18 protein-coding genes are annotated in these 15900 nt (G+C 72.6%); 17 read left to right on the top strand and 1 reads right to left on the bottom strand.

Annotated features, from left to right (window positions below; all coding sequences use genetic code 11):
* The first annotated feature begins 9 nt into the window (after nucleotides 1-9).
* The 4 genes from I2W78_RS05095 to I2W78_RS05080 are packed head-to-tail and all read left to right on the top strand — an operon-like array spanning nucleotide 10 to nucleotide 4544.
* Nucleotides 10-906, top strand: coding sequence for an arginase family protein (locus I2W78_RS05095; protein WP_196457338.1), 897 nt, complete (start codon nucleotides 10-12; stop codon nucleotides 904-906).
* Nucleotides 907-946: 40 nt separating this feature from the next.
* Nucleotides 947-2917, top strand: a complete 1971-nt coding sequence (locus I2W78_RS05090; protein WP_196457336.1) for a DUF5107 domain-containing protein — start codon at nucleotides 947-949, stop codon at nucleotides 2915-2917.
* A 37-nt stretch (nucleotides 2918-2954) separates the two neighbouring features.
* Entirely contained in the window at nucleotides 2955-3497 is a 543-nt protein-coding gene (locus tag I2W78_RS05085) for a phage holin family protein (protein ID WP_196457334.1), read from the top strand.
* 6 nt (nucleotides 3498-3503) lie between these two features.
* Complete coding sequence (locus I2W78_RS05080; RefSeq protein ID WP_374222635.1) at nucleotides 3504-4544, top strand: SDR family oxidoreductase; 1041 nt, start codon at nucleotides 3504-3506, stop codon at nucleotides 4542-4544.
* A 35-nt stretch (nucleotides 4545-4579) separates the two neighbouring features.
* Here I2W78_RS05080 and I2W78_RS05075 read toward each other — a convergent pair whose 3' ends face one another.
* Nucleotides 4580-5542: an LLM class F420-dependent oxidoreductase gene (locus I2W78_RS05075; RefSeq protein WP_196457332.1), complete on the bottom strand. Its 963-nt coding sequence runs from the start codon at nucleotides 5540-5542 to the stop codon at nucleotides 4580-4582.
* A 159-nt stretch (nucleotides 5543-5701) separates the two neighbouring features.
* On the opposite strand from I2W78_RS05075, the gene I2W78_RS05070 reads away from it, so the two are divergent.
* The 13 genes from I2W78_RS05070 to I2W78_RS05010 all read left to right on the top strand — a co-directional run bounded on the left by I2W78_RS05070 (nucleotide 5702) and on the right by I2W78_RS05010 (nucleotide 15900).
* The gene (locus I2W78_RS05070; protein ID WP_196457330.1) at nucleotides 5702-7315 is read left to right on the top strand and encodes an NAD(P)/FAD-dependent oxidoreductase; all 1614 of its coding nucleotides are present in this window, start codon (nucleotides 5702-5704) and stop codon (nucleotides 7313-7315) included.
* A complete protein-coding gene (locus I2W78_RS05065) occupies nucleotides 7312-9159 on the top strand; it encodes a transketolase (RefSeq protein WP_196457328.1) in 1848 nt (615 codons plus the stop codon). Before I2W78_RS05070 ends, I2W78_RS05065 begins: the two co-directional genes overlap by 4 nt.
* Complete coding sequence (gene ligD, locus I2W78_RS05060) at nucleotides 9156-10082, top strand: non-homologous end-joining DNA ligase (RefSeq protein WP_196457326.1); 927 nt, start codon at nucleotides 9156-9158, stop codon at nucleotides 10080-10082. Before I2W78_RS05065 ends, ligD begins: the two co-directional genes overlap by 4 nt.
* Nucleotides 10083-10187: 105 nt before the next feature.
* Nucleotides 10188-10541 (top strand): gas vesicle protein GvpO, encoded by a 354-nt coding sequence (locus tag I2W78_RS05055; RefSeq protein WP_196457325.1) that lies wholly within the window; start codon nucleotides 10188-10190, stop codon nucleotides 10539-10541.
* A gap of 46 nt (nucleotides 10542-10587) precedes the next feature.
* Nucleotides 10588-11013 (top strand): gas vesicle structural protein GvpA, encoded by a 426-nt coding sequence (locus tag I2W78_RS05050; RefSeq protein WP_196457323.1) that lies wholly within the window; start codon nucleotides 10588-10590, stop codon nucleotides 11011-11013.
* Nucleotides 11010-11783 carry a GvpL/GvpF family gas vesicle protein gene (locus I2W78_RS05045; RefSeq protein ID WP_196457321.1) on the top strand — a complete coding sequence of 258 codons (774 nt, stop codon included), beginning with the start codon at nucleotides 11010-11012 and terminating at the stop codon, nucleotides 11781-11783. Before I2W78_RS05050 ends, I2W78_RS05045 begins: the two co-directional genes overlap by 4 nt.
* Nucleotides 11784-11787: 4 nt before the next feature.
* A complete protein-coding gene (locus I2W78_RS05040; RefSeq protein ID WP_196457319.1) occupies nucleotides 11788-12051 on the top strand; it encodes a gas vesicle protein GvpG in 264 nt (87 codons plus the stop codon).
* Nucleotides 12048-12794 (top strand): DNA primase, encoded by a 747-nt coding sequence (locus tag I2W78_RS05035; RefSeq protein ID WP_196457317.1) that lies wholly within the window; start codon nucleotides 12048-12050, stop codon nucleotides 12792-12794. The genes I2W78_RS05040 and I2W78_RS05035 overlap by 4 nt, the downstream gene beginning before the upstream one ends.
* Before the next feature lie 428 nt (nucleotides 12795-13222).
* Nucleotides 13223-14308, top strand: a complete 1086-nt coding sequence (locus tag I2W78_RS05030) for an SRPBCC family protein (RefSeq protein WP_196457315.1) — start codon at nucleotides 13223-13225, stop codon at nucleotides 14306-14308.
* Nucleotides 14305-14631 (top strand): gas vesicle protein, encoded by a 327-nt coding sequence (locus tag I2W78_RS05025; RefSeq protein WP_196457313.1) that lies wholly within the window; start codon nucleotides 14305-14307, stop codon nucleotides 14629-14631. Before I2W78_RS05030 ends, I2W78_RS05025 begins: the two co-directional genes overlap by 4 nt.
* Nucleotides 14628-15434 (top strand): GvpL/GvpF family gas vesicle protein, encoded by an 807-nt coding sequence (locus I2W78_RS05020; RefSeq protein WP_196457311.1) that lies wholly within the window; start codon nucleotides 14628-14630, stop codon nucleotides 15432-15434. Before I2W78_RS05025 ends, I2W78_RS05020 begins: the two co-directional genes overlap by 4 nt.
* On the top strand, nucleotides 15431-15619 hold the full coding sequence (locus I2W78_RS05015; protein ID WP_196457309.1) for a gas vesicle protein: 189 nt from the start codon (nucleotides 15431-15433) through the stop codon (nucleotides 15617-15619). Before I2W78_RS05020 ends, I2W78_RS05015 begins: the two co-directional genes overlap by 4 nt.
* Complete coding sequence (locus I2W78_RS05010; protein WP_196457307.1) at nucleotides 15616-15900, top strand: gas vesicle protein K; 285 nt, start codon at nucleotides 15616-15618, stop codon at nucleotides 15898-15900. The genes I2W78_RS05015 and I2W78_RS05010 overlap by 4 nt, the downstream gene beginning before the upstream one ends.

The following is a 15900-nucleotide window of genomic DNA, read 5'->3' as shown; positions in this document are numbered from 1 at the left end:
ATGCGGCCCATGCGGAATATCGTGGTGATCGACGCCCCCTCCAACCTGGGTCTGCGCCCGCCCGCCCCCGGCACCGTGCCCGGCTGTTACAAGCTCGCCGGGGCGCTGCGCGAACAGCGGATCGTGCAGCGGCTGGGCGCGCTGGAGGGCGGGGTGGTCGTGCCGCCGCGCTACGACCGGGGGGACTGGCAGGAGGGCGACGGGGTGTTCAACGCCGCCGCCATCGCCTCGTACACGCGCAGGCTGGCCGACCGGATCGAGCGCCATGTGCGCGCCGGGGACTTCCCGCTCGTGCTCGGCGGTGACTGCTCCATCCAGCTCGGCGCGTCCCTCGCCCTGCGCCGGATCGGCCGGTACGGGCTGGCGGCCGTCGACGCCTCCGCTGACTTCCGGCACCCCGGCAACTCCGACCACGTCGGCGCGGCCGGCGGCGAGGAGCTGGCGCTGGCCACCGGGCGGGGCCAGGAGGACCTGACGAACCTGGAAGGGCTCAAGCCCTATCTGCGGGACGAGGACGTACGGCTCTTCGGGATCCGCGACGCCGACCCGGAACGTACGGATCTCGCCGCCCTGAAGATCCCCGTCGTGACCGTCGGGGACGTGCGCGAGTGGGGCGCGGAGGCGCTCGCACGGGCCACCGCCGAGGCCTTCCAGGTCCCCCAAGTGCGGGGCTTCTGGGTGCACCTGGACGCCGACGTGCTCGACCCGAGCGTGATGCCCGCCGTCGACAGCCCCGACCCGGACGGACTGCTCCCCGCCGAACTCGTCGCGCTGCTGCGCCCGTTGCTCGCCTCACCGCACTGCGTCGGCCTCAACATCACCATCTACGACCCCGACCTCGACCCCGAGGGCACGGCGGGCGCGCTGCTGGCGGACGTCGTCGTGGACGCCTTTGCGCAATCCTGACCGGCGGATCCCCTGGTCAGTTCGGCGGCGGGCGGGTTCCATGGTCGGCGTGACGACGATCCGACGTGACGTAGTGACACTGCCGGCCGCCGAGTTGGGGCCGGACTACCCCCTTCCCCCGCTGCGCCCCCTCGACGAGGTGCACCACATCGACGACCGGGACCGCGAGGCCCTGCCGCGCGACATGGCACGGCAGGTCGGGTACGCGCCGCTGCGCGGCCTGCTGCCCGTGCGGGTCCGCGACGGCTACGAACGGGCCCGCGCCCCGAGGGACTTCGACGCCGTGGTGATCGAGAACGACCGGCTGCGCGCCACCGTGCTCCCCGCCCTCGGCGGGCGGCTGGTCTCGCTGGTCCACCTGCCGACCGGCCGTGAACTCCTCTACCGCAACCCGGTGTTCCAGCCCGCCAACTTCGCCCTCAACGGCGCCTGGTTCTCCGGCGGCGTCGAATGGAACATCGGCGCCACCGGCCACACCACCCTGTCCTGCTCACCCCTGCACGCCGCGCGCGTGCCCGCCCCCGACGGCGGGGAGATGCTGCGCCTGTGGGAGTGGGAACGCCTGCGCGACCTGCCCTTCCAGGTCGACCTCTGGCTGCCCGACGGCTCCGACTTCCTCCACGTCGGCGTCCGCGTCCGCAACCCGCACGAGCGGCCCATGCCGACGTACTGGTGGTCCAACATCGCCGTCCCCGAGGAGTGCCGGGTACTGGCCCCGGCCGAGGCGGCCTGGCACTTCGGCTACGAACGCCGGCTGCGCCGCGTCCCCGTCCCCGTCCCCGTGTACGACGGAATCGACCGGACGTACCCCTTGAACAGCGCCTACGCCGCCGACTACTTCTACGAGCTGCCCAAGGGCGGGCGGCCCTGGATCGCCGCGCTCGACGCCGACGGGCACGGGCTGGTGCAGACGTCCACCGACGGCTTGCGCGGACGCAAGCTGTTCGTGTGGGGCGCGGGCAGCGGCGGGCGGCGCTGGCAGCAGTGGCTCACCGAGCCCGGCACCGGCGGCTACTGCGAGATCCAGGCCGGGCTCGCCCGCACCCAGCTGGAGCACGTACGGCTGGAGGCGGAGAGCGAGGTGTCCTGGCTGGAGGCGTACGGGCCGCTCAGCGCCGCCCCGGAGGGCGACGACTGGGGCGAGGTGATCCGCGACGCCGAGGCGCGGCTGGAGAGGGTGCTGCCGAGCGCCGACGTGGTGGCGGCGTACGAGGCGTGGAAGCCGTGTGCCGACGCCGAGCCCGGCGAGGTGGTCGCCGTCGGCTCGGGCTGGGGTGCGCTCGAAGTGCTGCGGGGCGGCTGGAAGCTGCCGGGCACCCCCTTCGGGGAGGACACCCTCGGGGACGCCCAGGCGCCGTGGCTGCACCTGCTGCGGGCCGGGTCCCTGCCCGAACCGCGCCGGGTACGGCCGCCGGGAGAGACGCTGGTCGGACCGCACTGGCGGGACATGCTGGAGACGGCGCCCGCGACCCCGCTCGCCGAGTACCACCTCGGGGTCGCGCAGTGGCACGCCGGGGACCGGGCGCAGGCCGTGCGCAGCTGGGAGCGGGCCCTCCAACTGGCGCCCTCGCTGTGGCCGTTGCTGCGCTGCCTGGCGGTCGCGGACCAGGAGAACGGCAACCCCGAGCGGGCCGCCGACCGGTACGCGGAGGCCTTCGACGACCTGTGCCGGGAGCGGCGGGACGACGGAGAGGCGTGGACGGCGGCCACGGCGGCGCTGGGACGCGAGGCGATCGGGGCACTGCTCGACGTACGGCGTCCGGAGCAGGCGCGGGGCGTGTGGGAGCGGCTGCATCCGGCGACGCGGGCGCGGGGGCGGTTCCGGCTGCTGGAGGCCGAGCTGCTGGTCGCCGAGGGGCGGACCGAGGAGGCCCGCGCGGCGTTCGAGGCGGGCTTCGAGGTGGCCGATCTGCGGGAAGGGGACGAGGTCGTCGGGCGGTTGTGGGAGCGGCTCGGGAGCGGTCCGCTGCCCGAGCGGTACGACTTCCGGATGCGGCCGCCCGCACCCTGAGGCGTTACGCGCAGTTGCGCACGGGTACCCGGCTGCCATGGACCGCATGGATCATCTGGAGCACCTGGACAAGCATCTGGTCGACGAGCTGGCACAGGTCGCGCGGGAGACGATCCGCGACGAACTGCGCCAGCAGACCCGCAAGCAGCGCCGCAAGGCCACGCTGTACGCCGCGTCCGGAGCCGTCGCCCTGTACGCGGGCGCGGCCGTCGCCCTCACGGTCGGACTGGCACTCGCCCTCGTCCTGCCGGGCTGGGCGGCCGCGCTGATCACCGCGGCGATCCTCGGAGTCGTCGCCTACCTGCTGCGCGGCGCCGCCAAGCCGCACGCCGGGACGCCGCACGGGCGCGCCGCCGAACTGGCGGCGGAACGGGACCGCGCGCACGGCGCCGCCCCGCCCGGCGGACTCGGCAACGCGCCGTACCCGCCGGTGCCGCCCGTCCCGCCCACCCCGCCCGGAGAGGCCGCCGCGCCGACCCGAGCGCCGGGGGCGGACACGCCGGGGCCGGGCGCACCCACGCCGGGCCCGATGCCGCCGCCGGACCGCATCGACCCCGAGAGCCCGCACCACCGGGCGTGATGCGGGGTGCGCACACCGATCGGACGGGGCAGGGCCGTCGTCGTGACCGGAGCGAGCGGCGGGGTGGGCCGGGCCACGGCGGTGGCCTTCGCCGCGCGGGGTGACCGGGTCGCCCTGCTGGCCCGCGGGCGCGAGGGGCTCGCCGCGGCGGCGGACGAGGTGCAGCGCGCCGGCGGTGAGGCGCTCGTCGTGCCGGTGGACATGGCCGACGCCAAGGCCGTCGACGACGCCGCCGAGCAGGTCGTGGACGCCTTCGGACGGATCGACGTGTGGGTCAACAACGCCTTCGCCGGAGTGTTCGCGCCGTTCACGGAGATCACGCCGGACGAGTTCCGGCGGGTGACCGAAGTGACGTATCTCGGCTATGTGTTCGGTACGCGGGCCGCGCTGCGGCACATGCTGCCCCGGGACCGGGGCACGGTCGTGCAGGTCGGTTCGGCGCTGGCGTACCGGGGGATCCCCCTGCAGTCGGCGTACTGCGGGTCCAAGCACGCGATCCAGGGCTTCAACGAGTCGCTGCGGTGCGAGCTGCTGCACCAGGGCAGCAAGGTGCGGACGACGATGGTGCAGCTGCCCGCGATCAACACCCCGCAGTTCGACTGGGTGCTCAACCGGATGCCGGGGCGGGCCCGGCCGGTGCCTCCCGTGTACCAGCCGGAGGTCGCGGCGCGGGCGATCGTGCACGCGGCGCGGCACGGGCGGCGGCGGGAGTACTGGGTGGGCGGTTCGACCGTGGGCACCTTGATCGCCAACGCCGTCGCTCCCGGACTGCTGGAGCGGTATCTCGCCCGGACCGGTTTCGACGCACAGCAGGACCCGGGGGAGCACGGTGGGGTGGGCAACCTCTGGACCCCGGCGGACGGGCCGCACGGGCGGGACTTCGGCGCGCACGGGCGCTTCGACGAGGAGGCGCTGTCGCGGAGCCGGCAGGGGTGGGCCTCGGTGAACAGGGGGCGGGTCGGATGGCTGCTGGCCGGCGGCGGGCTGGGGGCCGTGCTGACGGCCGGGCTGCGTCGCGGGGGCTGGGCGCAGTTGCGGCGAGGCTGAGGGCACGGCGGGGCTGAGGGCACTCAGGCACGGCATCAGTGGCTCTGCTGGAGCTGGGGCAGCACCTTCGTGCGGTAGAAGTCGAAGAAGGCGCGCTGGTCGGGGCCGATCTGGTTGACGTAGACGCGGTCGAAGCCGGCGTCGGCGAAGGCGCTGAGGGCGGAGACGTGTTCGTCGACGTCGTCGCCGCAGACCGTGTTCTCGCTGATCATCTTCTCGGTGATCAGCGGCTGCAGCTGCTCGAAGTGGCGCGGCGAGGGCAGGATCTGGCCCATCTCACCGGGCAGCAGCTGGTTCGACCACAACCGGCGGACCGTACGGACCGCCTCGTCGCGGTCGGTGCCGTAGCAGACCTTCGTGCCGCCGCTCACCGGCTTCGCGCCCCCGCCGCCCTTGCGGAACTGCTCCACCATCGACTCCTCGGGCGTCATCGTGATGTAGCCGTCGCCGACGCGGGCCGCGAGGGCCGTGGCCTGCGGGCCGAAGCCGGAGATGTCGATCGGGACGGGCTCGTCGGGGACCGTGTACAGGCGGGCGTTCTCCACCTTGTAGTGCGTGCCGTAGTGGCTGATCTCCTCGCCCGTGAACAGCTTGCGCATCACCTGGATGGACTCCTCCAGCATGTCCATCCGGACGGAGGCGGGCGGCCAGGTGTGGCCGACGATGTGCTCGTTGAGCGCCTCGCCCGTGCCCACCCCGAGGCGGAAGCGGCCGTTCGTCATTACCGCGCTGGTCGCGGCGGCCTGCGCCACCACCGCCGGGTGGATACGGACCGTCGGGCAGGTCACCGCGGTCTCGATCGGCAGGGACACCGCCTGGGAGATCGCGCCGATCACCGACCACACGAACGGACTCTGCCCCTGCGCGTCGTTCCAGGGGTGGTAGTGGTCCGAGATCCACAGGGCCTGGAATCCGGCCTGTTCGGCCATCCTCGCCTGCTCGACGAGGTCCGCGGGGCCGAACTCCTCACAGGCCAGGAAATAGCCGTACTCGGGCATGGGGGACACCTCCGCGTCAGGGGGTGGGGGGTCAGCGGCCGGGTATCCGGCCGCCCGGGCGCCAAACGCCGGGCCGAACGCGGGGTCCGTCCGGGTTTGGGCGCCCTGACCAGGGGGACGCGGAAAACCTCGTACGAGACGACCGCCGGAGGCGAAACCGTGAGTCGACCCCGCATCGTGATCGTCGGTGCCGGCTTCGCCGGCTACCGCACGGCCCGCGTCCTGTCGCGGCTGGCCCGGGACAGGGCCGACATCACCCTGCTCAACCCGACCGACTACTTCCTGTATCTGCCGCTGCTGCCGCAGGTGGCCGCCGGGATCCTGGAGCCGCGCCGCGTCACCGTCTCCCTCTCCGGCACCCTGCCCCGGGTGCGGCTCGTCCTCGGCGAGGCCGACGGCATCGACCTCGACGCGCGGACCGTGCACTACTCCGACCCCGAGGGCGGGGGCGGCACGCTGGAGTACGACCGGCTGGTGCTCGCCGCCGGCAGCGTCAACAAGCTGCTGCCCATACCCGGCGTCGCCGAGCACGCCCACGGCTTCCGCGGCCTGCCCGAGGCGCTCTACCTGCGCGACCACGTGACCCGGCAGGTGGAGCTGGCGGCCGCCGCCGACGACCCCAAGAGCTGTGCCGCGCGCTGCACCTTCGTGGTGGTCGGCGCCGGCTACACCGGGACCGAGGTCGCCGCGCACGGGCAGATGTTCACCGACGCCCAGGTGCGCAAGCACCCCCTGCGGGAGGGCATGCGGCCGCGCTGGCTCCTGCTGGACATCGCCGAGCGCGTCCTGCCCGAACTGGACGAACGGCTCTCCCGCACCGCCGACCGGGTGCTGCGCCAACGCGGCGTCGACGTGCGGATGGGGACCTCCGTGAAGGAGGCCACGCACGGCGGGGTGCTGCTGACCGACGGGGAGTACGTCGAGACCCGCACGCTCGTGTGGTGCGTGGGCGTACGGCCCGACCCACTCGTCGAGTCCCTCGATCTGCCGATGGAACGCGGGCGGCTGCTCGTCGACCCGCACCTGCAAGTGCCGGGCCGTCCCGAGGTGTTCGCCTGCGGGGACGCCGCCGCCGTGCCCGACCTCGACAAGCCCGGTCAGTACACGCCGATGACCGCACAGCACGCCTGGCGGCACGGCAAGGTGTGCGCCCACAACATCGCCGCGTCGTTCGGCGAGGGGGAGCGGCGGGCCTACCGGCACAAGGACATGGGGTTCGTGGTCGACCTGGGCGGCGCCAAGGCGGCGGCGAATCCGCTGGGAGTGCCGCTGTCCGGGGTCGCCGCCGGGGCGGTCACCCGCGGCTACCATCTCGCCGCCATGCCGGGGAACCGGGTGCGGGTTGCGGCCGACTGGCTGCTGGACGCCGTACTGCCGCGCCAGGCCGTGCAGTTGGGGCTCGTACGATCCTGGTCGGTGCCGCTGGACACGGCGTCGCCGGAACTGGCGCGGGTGCCGGGAGGCGCCGGGGCGCCGGCCGGCGCTGAGGTGGCGGCTGGAGCCCGGACGGGGCCCGGGGCTGCCGCTGCCCCTGATGCGGACCCCGAGTCCGCGAAGAACCAGCCCGGCGGGGAGCCCGCGAAGAACCAGCCCGGCGGGGAGCCCGCGAAGAACCAGCCCGGCGGGGAGCCCGCGAAGAACCAGCCCGGTGGCGAACCCGCCAAGAACCAGCCCGGCCCCGAGTCGGGCAAGCCTGCCCCGAAGTCCGGTACGGACCACCCCTCCCCGGGCCCCGTGAAGCGCATCGACACCCCCGACGAAGGAGACCGATGAACACCCGCGAACTCGTCGAGCTGGCCCAGCAGTTGCGCGTGGACAGCGTGCGGGCCTCCGCCGCCGCAGGCTCCGGGCATCCGACGTCGTCGATGTCCGCCGCCGATCTGATGGCCGTACTCCTGGCCCACCACCTGCGCTACGACTTCGACCGCCCGGACCACCCGGGCAACGACCGCTTCGTGCTGTCCAAGGGACACGCCTCGCCCCTGCTGTACTCGGCCTACAAGGCGGCCGGCGCCATCGACGACGGTGAGCTGCTCACCTTCCGCAAGCTGGGCAGCCGGCTCGAAGGGCACCCCACGCCGCGGCGGCTGCCCTGGGTCGAGACGGCCACCGGATCGCTGGGGCAGGGACTGCCGGTCGGTGTCGGGATCGCGCTGTCCGGCAAGCGGCTCGACCGTACGGACTACCGCGTGTACGTGCTGTGCGGGGACAGCGAGCTCGCCGAGGGCTCCGTGTGGGAGGCCGCCGAGCACGCCTCGTACGAGCATCTGGACAACCTCACCGCGATCGTCGACGTCAACCGGCTGGGCCAGCGCGGCCCCACCCGGCACGGCCACGACCTCGACGCCTACGCCCGCCGCTTCCAGGCGTTCGGCTGGCACACCATCGAGGTCGACGGGCACGACGTGGACGCGATCGACCGGGCGTACGGGGAGGCCATCTCGACCAGGGGCCAGCCGACCGCCGTCCTCGCCCGCACCCTCAAGGGCAAGGGCGTCGACGGGGTCGAGGACCGCGAGGGGCTGCACGGCAAGCCGCTGCCCGACGCCGACGAGGCCATCGCCGAACTCGGCGGCCCCCGAGACCTGCGTGTCCATGTGAACGAGCCGCCGGCCGCGCGCCTGCTGCACGCCGTCCGGGAGGAGCACGTCGAGCTGCCCCGCTTCGACCAGGGCGAGGAGGTGGCGACCCGGGACGCCTACGGCAAGGCGCTCGCCGCCCTCGGCACCGGACGCGGTGACGTCGTCGCCCTCGACGGCGAGGTGAGCGACTCCACGCGGTCCGAGGCCTTCGCCAAGGAGCACCCCGAGCGGTTCTTCGAGTGCTACATCGCCGAGCAGCAGATGGTCGCGGGCGCGGTGGGCATCGCCTCGCGCGGCTGGGTGCCGTACGCCTCGACGTTCGCGGCCTTCCTCACGCGCGCCTACGACTTCGTCCGCATGGCCTCGATCAGCGGGGCCGGGATCAACCTGGTCGGCTCGCACGCGGGCGTCGCGATCGGGCAGGACGGGCCCTCGCAGATGGGCCTGGAGGACCTGGCGATGTTCCGGGCCGTGCACGGCTCGACCGTGCTGTACCCGTGCGACGCCAACCAGACCGCCCGGCTCGTCGCCGCCATGGCCGACCTGGACGGCATCCGCTACCTGCGCACCTCGCGCGGCAAGAGCGAGGTGATCTACGGCCCCGACGAGGACTTCCCGGTCGGCGGCAGCAAGGTGCTGCGATCCTCCGAAACCGACCGGGTGACCCTCGTCGCGGCGGGCGTCACCGTGCCCGAGGCGCTGGCCGCCGCCGACGCGCTGGACCGAGCGGGCATCCAGGTGCGGGTGATCGACCTGTACTCGGTCAAGCCCGTCGACCGGCTCACCCTGCGCCAGGCCGCCGAGGACACCGGCTGCCTGATCACCGTCGAGGACCACCACCCGGAGGGCGGTCTCGGCGACGCCGTCCTCGACGCCTTCCTCGACGGGCGTCCCATGCCGCGTCTGGTGCGTCTCGCGGTGCGTACGATGCCGGGTTCGGCGGCGCCCGACCAGCAGCTGCACGCCGCGGGCATCGACGCCGAGTCGATCGCCGCCGCCGTGCAACTGCTGGTCGAACAGGCGGTCCTACGGTGAGCGGTGACGACGTCCAGAGGGTGCGGGCCGGGCGGCGCACGGTCGAGGTACACCGGCCGGACAAGGTGCTCTTCCCCGGCGGCGGGGACGCCAAGGAGTACACCAAACGGGATCTCGTCGACTACTACCGGGCCGTCGCGCCGTTCATGCTGCCGCACCTGCGCGGCCGCCCGCTGATGCTCCAGCGGCAGCCGGACGGCCTCGACGGTCCGGAGTTCATGCAGAAGAACACGCCGGAGAACTATCCGGAGTGGATCACCCGTGTCGAGGTGCCCAAGGAGGGCGGCACGGTCTGCCACACCGTCTGCGACGACGCCGCCACCCTCGTCTACCTCGCCGACCAGGCGTGCCTCACCCTGCACCGCTGGCTCTCCCGGACCGGCCGGCTCGACCGGCCGGACCGGCTGGTGTTCGACCTCGACCCGTCCGGCGGCTCCTTCGCACCCGTGCGCGAGGCGGCCTGGCTGCTCGGGGAACTGCTCGACGAACTCAAGCTGCCGTCGGCGCTGATGACCACCGGCTCGCGCGGCCTGCACGTCGTCGTGCCGCTCAACGGGCACCACGACTTCGACGAGGTACGCGAGTTCGCCCGGGACGTCGCCGACACCCTCGCCGCCGCGCACCCCGACCGGCTCACCACCGCCGCCCGCAAGAAGGACCGGGGCGAGAGGCTCTACCTCGACGTACAGCGCAACGCCTACGCGCAGACCGCCGTCGCCCCCTTCACCGTACGGGCCAGGCCCGGCGCGCCCGTCGCCGTGCCCGTCGCCTGGGACCAGCTCGACCATCCCGACTTCGGGCCGCGCCGCTGGACCGTCGCCGACGCCGTCGACCAGGCCCGCACCAACCCCTGGGCCGGCGTGCTGAACCGCGGCCGCGCCCTCGGCCCGGCGCGGCGTCGGCTCAACGCGTTGCGTGGCTGACACACGTACCGCCTCTGCGCAGGTGTGATGCGGCCGGCGGGGAAAGCGGGTGCGTTCAGAAGGTTTGGCCAAGGGACGTGCGGCCACCCGATGTTCGAGGTGGCCATGACCAACACAAAGAACACGTCCGATTCGCAGAATTCACGTAACTCACCCAAAAACCAGGAAGTCGACACGGCGGACCCCCGGCCGAGCCCCATGGAGGTGCTGCGCCACGCGCGCACCCAACTGGCGGAGCTCACCGGTATGGCCGCCGAATCCGTGTCGTCCTTCGAACAGACCGAGGACGGCTGGTCCCTGGAGGTCGAGGTCCTCGAACTCGCCCGGGTGCCCGACACGATGAGCCTGATGGCGAGCTACCAGGTCGATCTGGACCCCGAGGGACAGCTCACCGGCTATCGGCGCGTTCGCCGTTACGAACGAGGGCGGGCCGACTCACACAGGCCGGGCGGCCGCTAGGCCGCCCACCCGGAGCCACACCAACCGACAAGGAGGAACAGCCGGCATGACCGTTGTACCGGCACAGCAGACCGGCGGTGGAGGCGGCAGCAGCGGCCTCTACGACGTGCTTGAACTCGTTCTCGACAGGGGGCTGGTGATCGACGCCTTCGTCCGCGTCTCCCTGGTCGGCATCGAGATCCTGAAGATCGACGTCCGGGTCGTCGTCGCCAGCGTCGACACCTATCTGCGCTTCGCCGAGGCGTGCAACCGCCTCGACCTGGAGGCCGGGCCGCGCAAGAGCCCCGGCCTGCCCGACGTCGTCGGCGAGATCACCGAGTCCGGCGCGCGCGGCAAGTCCAAGGGCGCGCTCTCCGGCGCCGCGCAGACCGTCTCCGACGCCTTCAGGCAGGCGCGTGAGGAAGGCGAGGCCGAGCCCCGGCCGCGCGCCCGCAAGTCCACGTCCACGCGCCGGAAGGAGGAGCAGGAGTGAGCACGTACGTCTACGGCATCGCGGCGAGCTCGCATCCCGCCCTTCCCGACGGCATGGGCGGCGTCGGCGACCCGGCCCGGCCCGTGCGCATCCTGAAGGAGGGCGACCTGGCGGCGATCGTCAGCGACGCGCCCGAAGGGCTGCGCCCCAAGCGCAAGGACCTGCTGGCCCATCAGAACGTCCTCGCTGAGGCCGGATCGGGCGGGAGCGTGCTGCCGATGCGGTTCGGCAGCGTCGCCCCGGACGACGCGGCGGTCACGGGCGTGCTGGCCGAGCGCACCGAGCACTACAAGGAACGCCTGACGGCGCTCGACGGACGGATCGAGTACAACGTCAAGGCCAACCACGTCGAGGAAGCCGTCCTGCACCACGTGATGGCCGAGAGCCCGGAGATCCGCGCCCTCGCGGAGGCAAACCGGAAGGCCGGCGGGGGCGGTTACGAGGACAAGCTCCGGCTCGGCGAGCTGGTCGCGGCGGCGGTCAAGGCCAAGGAGGCCGAGGACGCGCTCGCGCTGCGACGGGCACTGGAGCCGAACGTGGACGCGGTCAGCGTGGGCCCGGAGTCCACCGGCTGGCTCGCCAACGTGTCGTTCCTGGTGGACCGGCGGTCGGCGGAGAACTTCCTGGCCGCCGTGGAGCGGGCTCGGGGGGAGCTGCCGCACCTGGAGGTGCGGGTGAACGGCCCGCTGCCCCCGTACAGCTTCGTCGAGCCCGGCCCCGCCGAACCGGCGGGCAGCACGGTCGGCGGTCTGGACACCGGGGCCGGGTGAGGACGTGGGACTGATCTCGGAGGTGCTGCTGCTGCCGTTCGCGCCGGTGCGCGGCAGCGCCTGGGCCATCAGACAGGTGCTCCACGAGGCAGAGCGGATCTACTACGACCCCGCCACGATCCGGGCCGAACTGGCCCGGCTGGAGGAGCGGCTGGAGGCCGGGGAGATCAGCGAGGAGGAGTTCGACCGGGAGGAGGACGAACTCCTCGACCGGCTGGAGATCGCTTCGCGCAACAGCGCGGGAACGGGCAACGGGACAGCACGATGAACCGAGTGGGACTGGGCCTCGCGGTAGGGGCCGGATACGTCCTCGGACGGACGAAGAAGATGAAACTGGCGTTCGCCGTCGGCACGCTCGTCGCCGGCAAGCGGATGAACCTGAGCCCGCGGGCGCTCGCGGACCTGGTGTCCGGGCAGCTGCGGAACAACCCGCAGTTCAAGGAGCTCGGCGACCAGCTCCGCCAGGACCTGCGGGGCGTCGGCGGCGCGGCGACGGGCGCCCTGCTGGAACGGCAGCTCGACACACTCGCCGACCGCCTGCACGACCGGACGGCCGGGGTGCGGGAGCGGCTGAACGGGGTCGTACCGGAGCGGCGGGACCTCGGCTACGACGACGAGGAGCCGGAGGAAGAGGGGTACGCGGACGAGCCGGACGAGGAAGACCGGTACGCGGACGAGCCGGACGGGGAAGACCGGTACGCGGACGAGCCGGACGTCGGGGAGCCCCGGGCGGCGGCCCGTAAGAATGCGGTCCCCAAGGAGCGCCCGGCCAAGAAGGCCGAGGCCAAGAAGGCGACCGCGAAGAAGGCGACCGCGAAGACGGCCGCGGCGAAGAAGGTCCCGGCGAAGAAGGTCCCGGCGAAGAAGGCCCCGGCGAAGAAGGCCCCGGCGAAGAAGGTCGCCAAGAAGGCGCCCGCGCGCAAGGCCGCCCCGGCGAAGAAGGCGGCGGCCAAGCGGACCGCCGCTCGGAAGTCGGCCTCGGCCCGGATGCCGAAAGGAGGCGGTGAGTGATGAGCGAGACGCTCGGATCGGCGGGGTCCACGGCGGGCCGTGGCGCCCCGCTCGTCGGCGTGGCCTGCATCAACGCCGTCCCGGCGAATAAGGCGGCTTCCGCGCGGAGTGCGGCTCGGGTGTTGAAAGGAGGCGGTGAGTGATGAGCGAGACGCTCGGATCGGCGGGGTCCACGGCGGGCCGTGGCGCCCCGCTCGTCGGCGTGGCCTGCATCAACGCCGTCCCGGCGAATAAGGCGGCTTCCGCGCGGAGTGCGGCTCGGGTGTTGAAAGGAGGCGGTGAGTGATGAGCGAGACGCTCGGATCGGCGGGGTCCACGGCGGGCCGTGGCGCCCCGCTCGTCGGCGTGGCCTGCATCAACGCCGTCCCGGCGAATAAGGCGGCCTCCGCGCGGAGTGCGGCTCGGGTGTTGAAAGGAGGCGGTGACCGATGAGTGAGACGCTCGGATCGGCGGGGTCCACGGCGGGCCGGGCGGCCGGTGGCAATCCGCTGGCCGACGTGGCCCGCAGTGAGGCCGCCGAGCGGCTGAAGGCGGAGGCCCAGGAGTACGTGGCCGCGCAGGCCACCCGGCTGCTCACCGGCCTCGGTCGCAGGCTCGGCGAGACGACTGGCAAGCTGAACGACATCGCCGAGGGCCGCAGCCCCGGGTTCGCGCGACTCGCGCTCGACGGCGGCCGCAAGCTCGCCGAGGGCAAGGGCCCCGTCCGCTCGGCGCTGGAGCTCGGCGCCTCGCGGGCCAAGGACAACGTGGTCGGCGCGCTGAAGAACCTGACCGGCGGCAAGGGCGGACGCAAGGGCGGCTCCGGTCACCGGCCCACCGTGATCATCGAGTACGTCGACGTGGGCGTACCACTGCGCACCGCCTACGACCAGTGGACCCGCTACCAGGACTTCAGCACCTTCGCCAAGGGCGTCAAGAGCGCCGAGCGCGCCGACGACACCACCTCGGACTGGCAGCTGAAGGTCTTCTGGTCCAACCGCAGCTGGAAGGCCCACACCACCGAACAGGTCCCCGACGACCGGATCGCCTGGACCTCGGAAGGCGCCAAGGGCACCACCAAGGGCGTCGTCTCCTTCCACCGGCTCGCCGACAACCTCACCCGGGTCCTGCTGGTGATCGAGTACTACCCGAAGGGCCTGTTCGAGAAGACCGGCAACCTCTGGCGGGCCCAGGGCCGCCGGGCCCGGCTCGACCTGAAGAACTTCGCCCGCCACATCACCCTCAGGGGCGAGGCGGAGGACGGCTGGCGCGGGGAGATCCGCGACGGCGAGGTCGTACACGGCCATGACGAGGCGCTCGCCGAGGAGGAGGGCGCCGAGGACGAGGACGGCGGGTACGAGGAGTACGAAGAGGAGCCGGAAGAGGACTACGAGGACGAGGAACCCCGCGCGGAAGGGGAACCCGGACCGGAGAAGGAGACCGACGAACTCGAGGAGCCTGAGGAGACAGAGGAGCCTGAGGAGATCGACGACGAGTACCGGGACGAGTACGCCGACGCCCGGAGCCGTCGATGACGTCACCGAGCCGCCTGCCCGAGCCCTACGGCCACGACGGGGGCGCCAACCTCGCCGACATCCTGGAACGGGTGCTCGACAAGGGCGTCGTCATCGCCGGCGACATCCGGATCAACCTGCTCGACATCGAACTGCTCACCATCAAGCTGCGGCTCATCGTCGCCTCCGTCGACAAGGCGAAGGAGATGGGCATCGACTGGTGGGAGGACGACCCGGCCCTGTCGTCGGGCGCTCGCCGCAAGGAACTCGCCCGGGAGAACGCCGAGTTGCGCGAGCGGCTGGCGGCGCTGGAGACCGGCCGCGCACAGGAGGAGAGCCCATGACCGGACTGCGGTACGTGTACGCCGTCTGCCGCCCCTTCGACGCGGCCCTGCAGTCCCAGCTGACCGGCGTGGCCGGCGCGCCGCCCAAGCTGCTGCACCACCGCGGCCTGATCGCGGTGGTCAGTACGGTGCCGGAGCGGGACTTCGCCGAGGAGCCGCTGCGCGCCCATCTGGAGGACCTCGACTGGCTCACCGCCACGGCCCGGGCCCACCAGGGCGTGATCGACGCGCTCACCACGGTGACGACGCCGCTGCCCCTCCGGCTGGGCACGGTCTTCCGCGACGACAGCGGCGTACGGATGATGCTGGAGGCCCGCGAGGGCGATTTCCTGCGCACTCTGGACCGGCTGACGGGCCGGGTGGAATGGGGCGTGAAGGTGTACGCCGAATCGGCGGCCGCGGAATCTGCGGAATCCGTGGAATCCGGGGAAACCGCGCAGGGCCCGGATGCGGAAAACGGGTGGGTGGCCGGAAAGGCCATGTCCGGACGGGACTATTTGCGCCGCCGCAGCCAGAGCGTCAAAGAACGCGAGTCGGGCCTCAGGAAAGCCGAGGACTTCGCGGACCGGCTGCACGAAAGGCTCGCCTCGCACGCCGAGGACTCGCGGCTGCACGCGCCCCAGAGCGCTCAGCTGTCCGGTGCCTCGGGCCGCAATGTGCTGAACGCGGCCTATCTGGTGCCGCGCGCCCAGTCCGAGGAGTTCGTGGAGATCGTGGATCGTACGAAGGGCGAGATGCCGGGAATCCGGGTGGAACTCACCGGCCCCTGGGCGGCCTATTCCTTCGCGGGGGAAAAGCCGTGACGGTGATCGAACGCCGTGAGATCGCCCTGGTGGACCTGCTCGACCGGCTGCTGGCCGGCGGTGTGGTGATCACCGGCGATGTCACCCTGCGCATCGCGGACGTCGACCTCGTCCGCATCGACCTCAACGCACTGATCAGCTCCGTGAACGCACAGGTGCCGGCCCCCTGGGGTGATTCGACGTGACAGCTCCCCGCAACCGACTCGAACTGGAGCCCGACACGGTCGAACGTGACCTGGTCAAACTCGTCCTGACCGTGGTGGAGCTGCTACGCCAGCTGATGGAGCGGCAGGCGCTGCGCCGGTTCGACGAGGGCGACCTGAGCGAGGAGCAGGAGGAGCGGATCGGGCTCACGCTGATGCTCCTCGACGACCGTATGACCGAGCTGCGTGAGCGCTACGGACTGCGGCCCGAGGACCTGAATCTGGACCTCGGGCCGCTCGGACCTCTGCTGCCCCGGGAGTGA

The sequence above is a fragment of the Streptomyces spinoverrucosus genome, assembly GCF_015712165.1.
In the GTDB taxonomy this organism is placed as follows: domain Bacteria; phylum Actinomycetota; class Actinomycetes; order Streptomycetales; family Streptomycetaceae; genus Streptomyces; species Streptomyces spinoverrucosus_A.
The sequence above is the reverse complement of the archived record's forward strand: the minus strand, read 5'-3'. Positions and strand labels throughout refer to the sequence as shown.

Excerpts from the sequence above, each read along its gene's own strand:
- I2W78_RS05020 (WP_196457311.1), top strand. The coding sequence starts at position 14,628 with ATGACCGGACTGCGGTACGTGTACGCCGTCTGCCGCCCCTTCGACGCG.
- I2W78_RS05065 (WP_196457328.1), top strand. The coding sequence starts at position 7,312 with ATGAACACCCGCGAACTCGTCGAGCTGGCCCAGCAGTTGCGCGTGGAC.
- I2W78_RS05035 (WP_196457317.1), top strand. The coding sequence starts at position 12,048 with ATGAACCGAGTGGGACTGGGCCTCGCGGTAGGGGCCGGATACGTCCTC.
- I2W78_RS05095 (WP_196457338.1), top strand. The coding sequence starts at position 10 with ATGCGGAATATCGTGGTGATCGACGCCCCCTCCAACCTGGGTCTGCGC.
- I2W78_RS05030 (WP_196457315.1), top strand. The coding sequence starts at position 13,223 with ATGAGTGAGACGCTCGGATCGGCGGGGTCCACGGCGGGCCGGGCGGCC.
- I2W78_RS05085 (WP_196457334.1), top strand. The coding sequence starts at position 2,955 with ATGGACCGCATGGATCATCTGGAGCACCTGGACAAGCATCTGGTCGAC.
- I2W78_RS05075 (WP_196457332.1), bottom strand. The coding sequence starts at position 5,542 with ATGCCCGAGTACGGCTATTTCCTGGCCTGTGAGGAGTTCGGCCCCGCG.
- I2W78_RS05055 (WP_196457325.1), top strand. The coding sequence starts at position 10,188 with ATGACCAACACAAAGAACACGTCCGATTCGCAGAATTCACGTAACTCA.
- I2W78_RS05090 (WP_196457336.1), top strand. The coding sequence starts at position 947 with ATGGTCGGCGTGACGACGATCCGACGTGACGTAGTGACACTGCCGGCC.
- I2W78_RS05025 (WP_196457313.1), top strand. The coding sequence starts at position 14,305 with ATGACGTCACCGAGCCGCCTGCCCGAGCCCTACGGCCACGACGGGGGC.
- I2W78_RS05050 (WP_196457323.1), top strand. The coding sequence starts at position 10,588 with ATGACCGTTGTACCGGCACAGCAGACCGGCGGTGGAGGCGGCAGCAGC.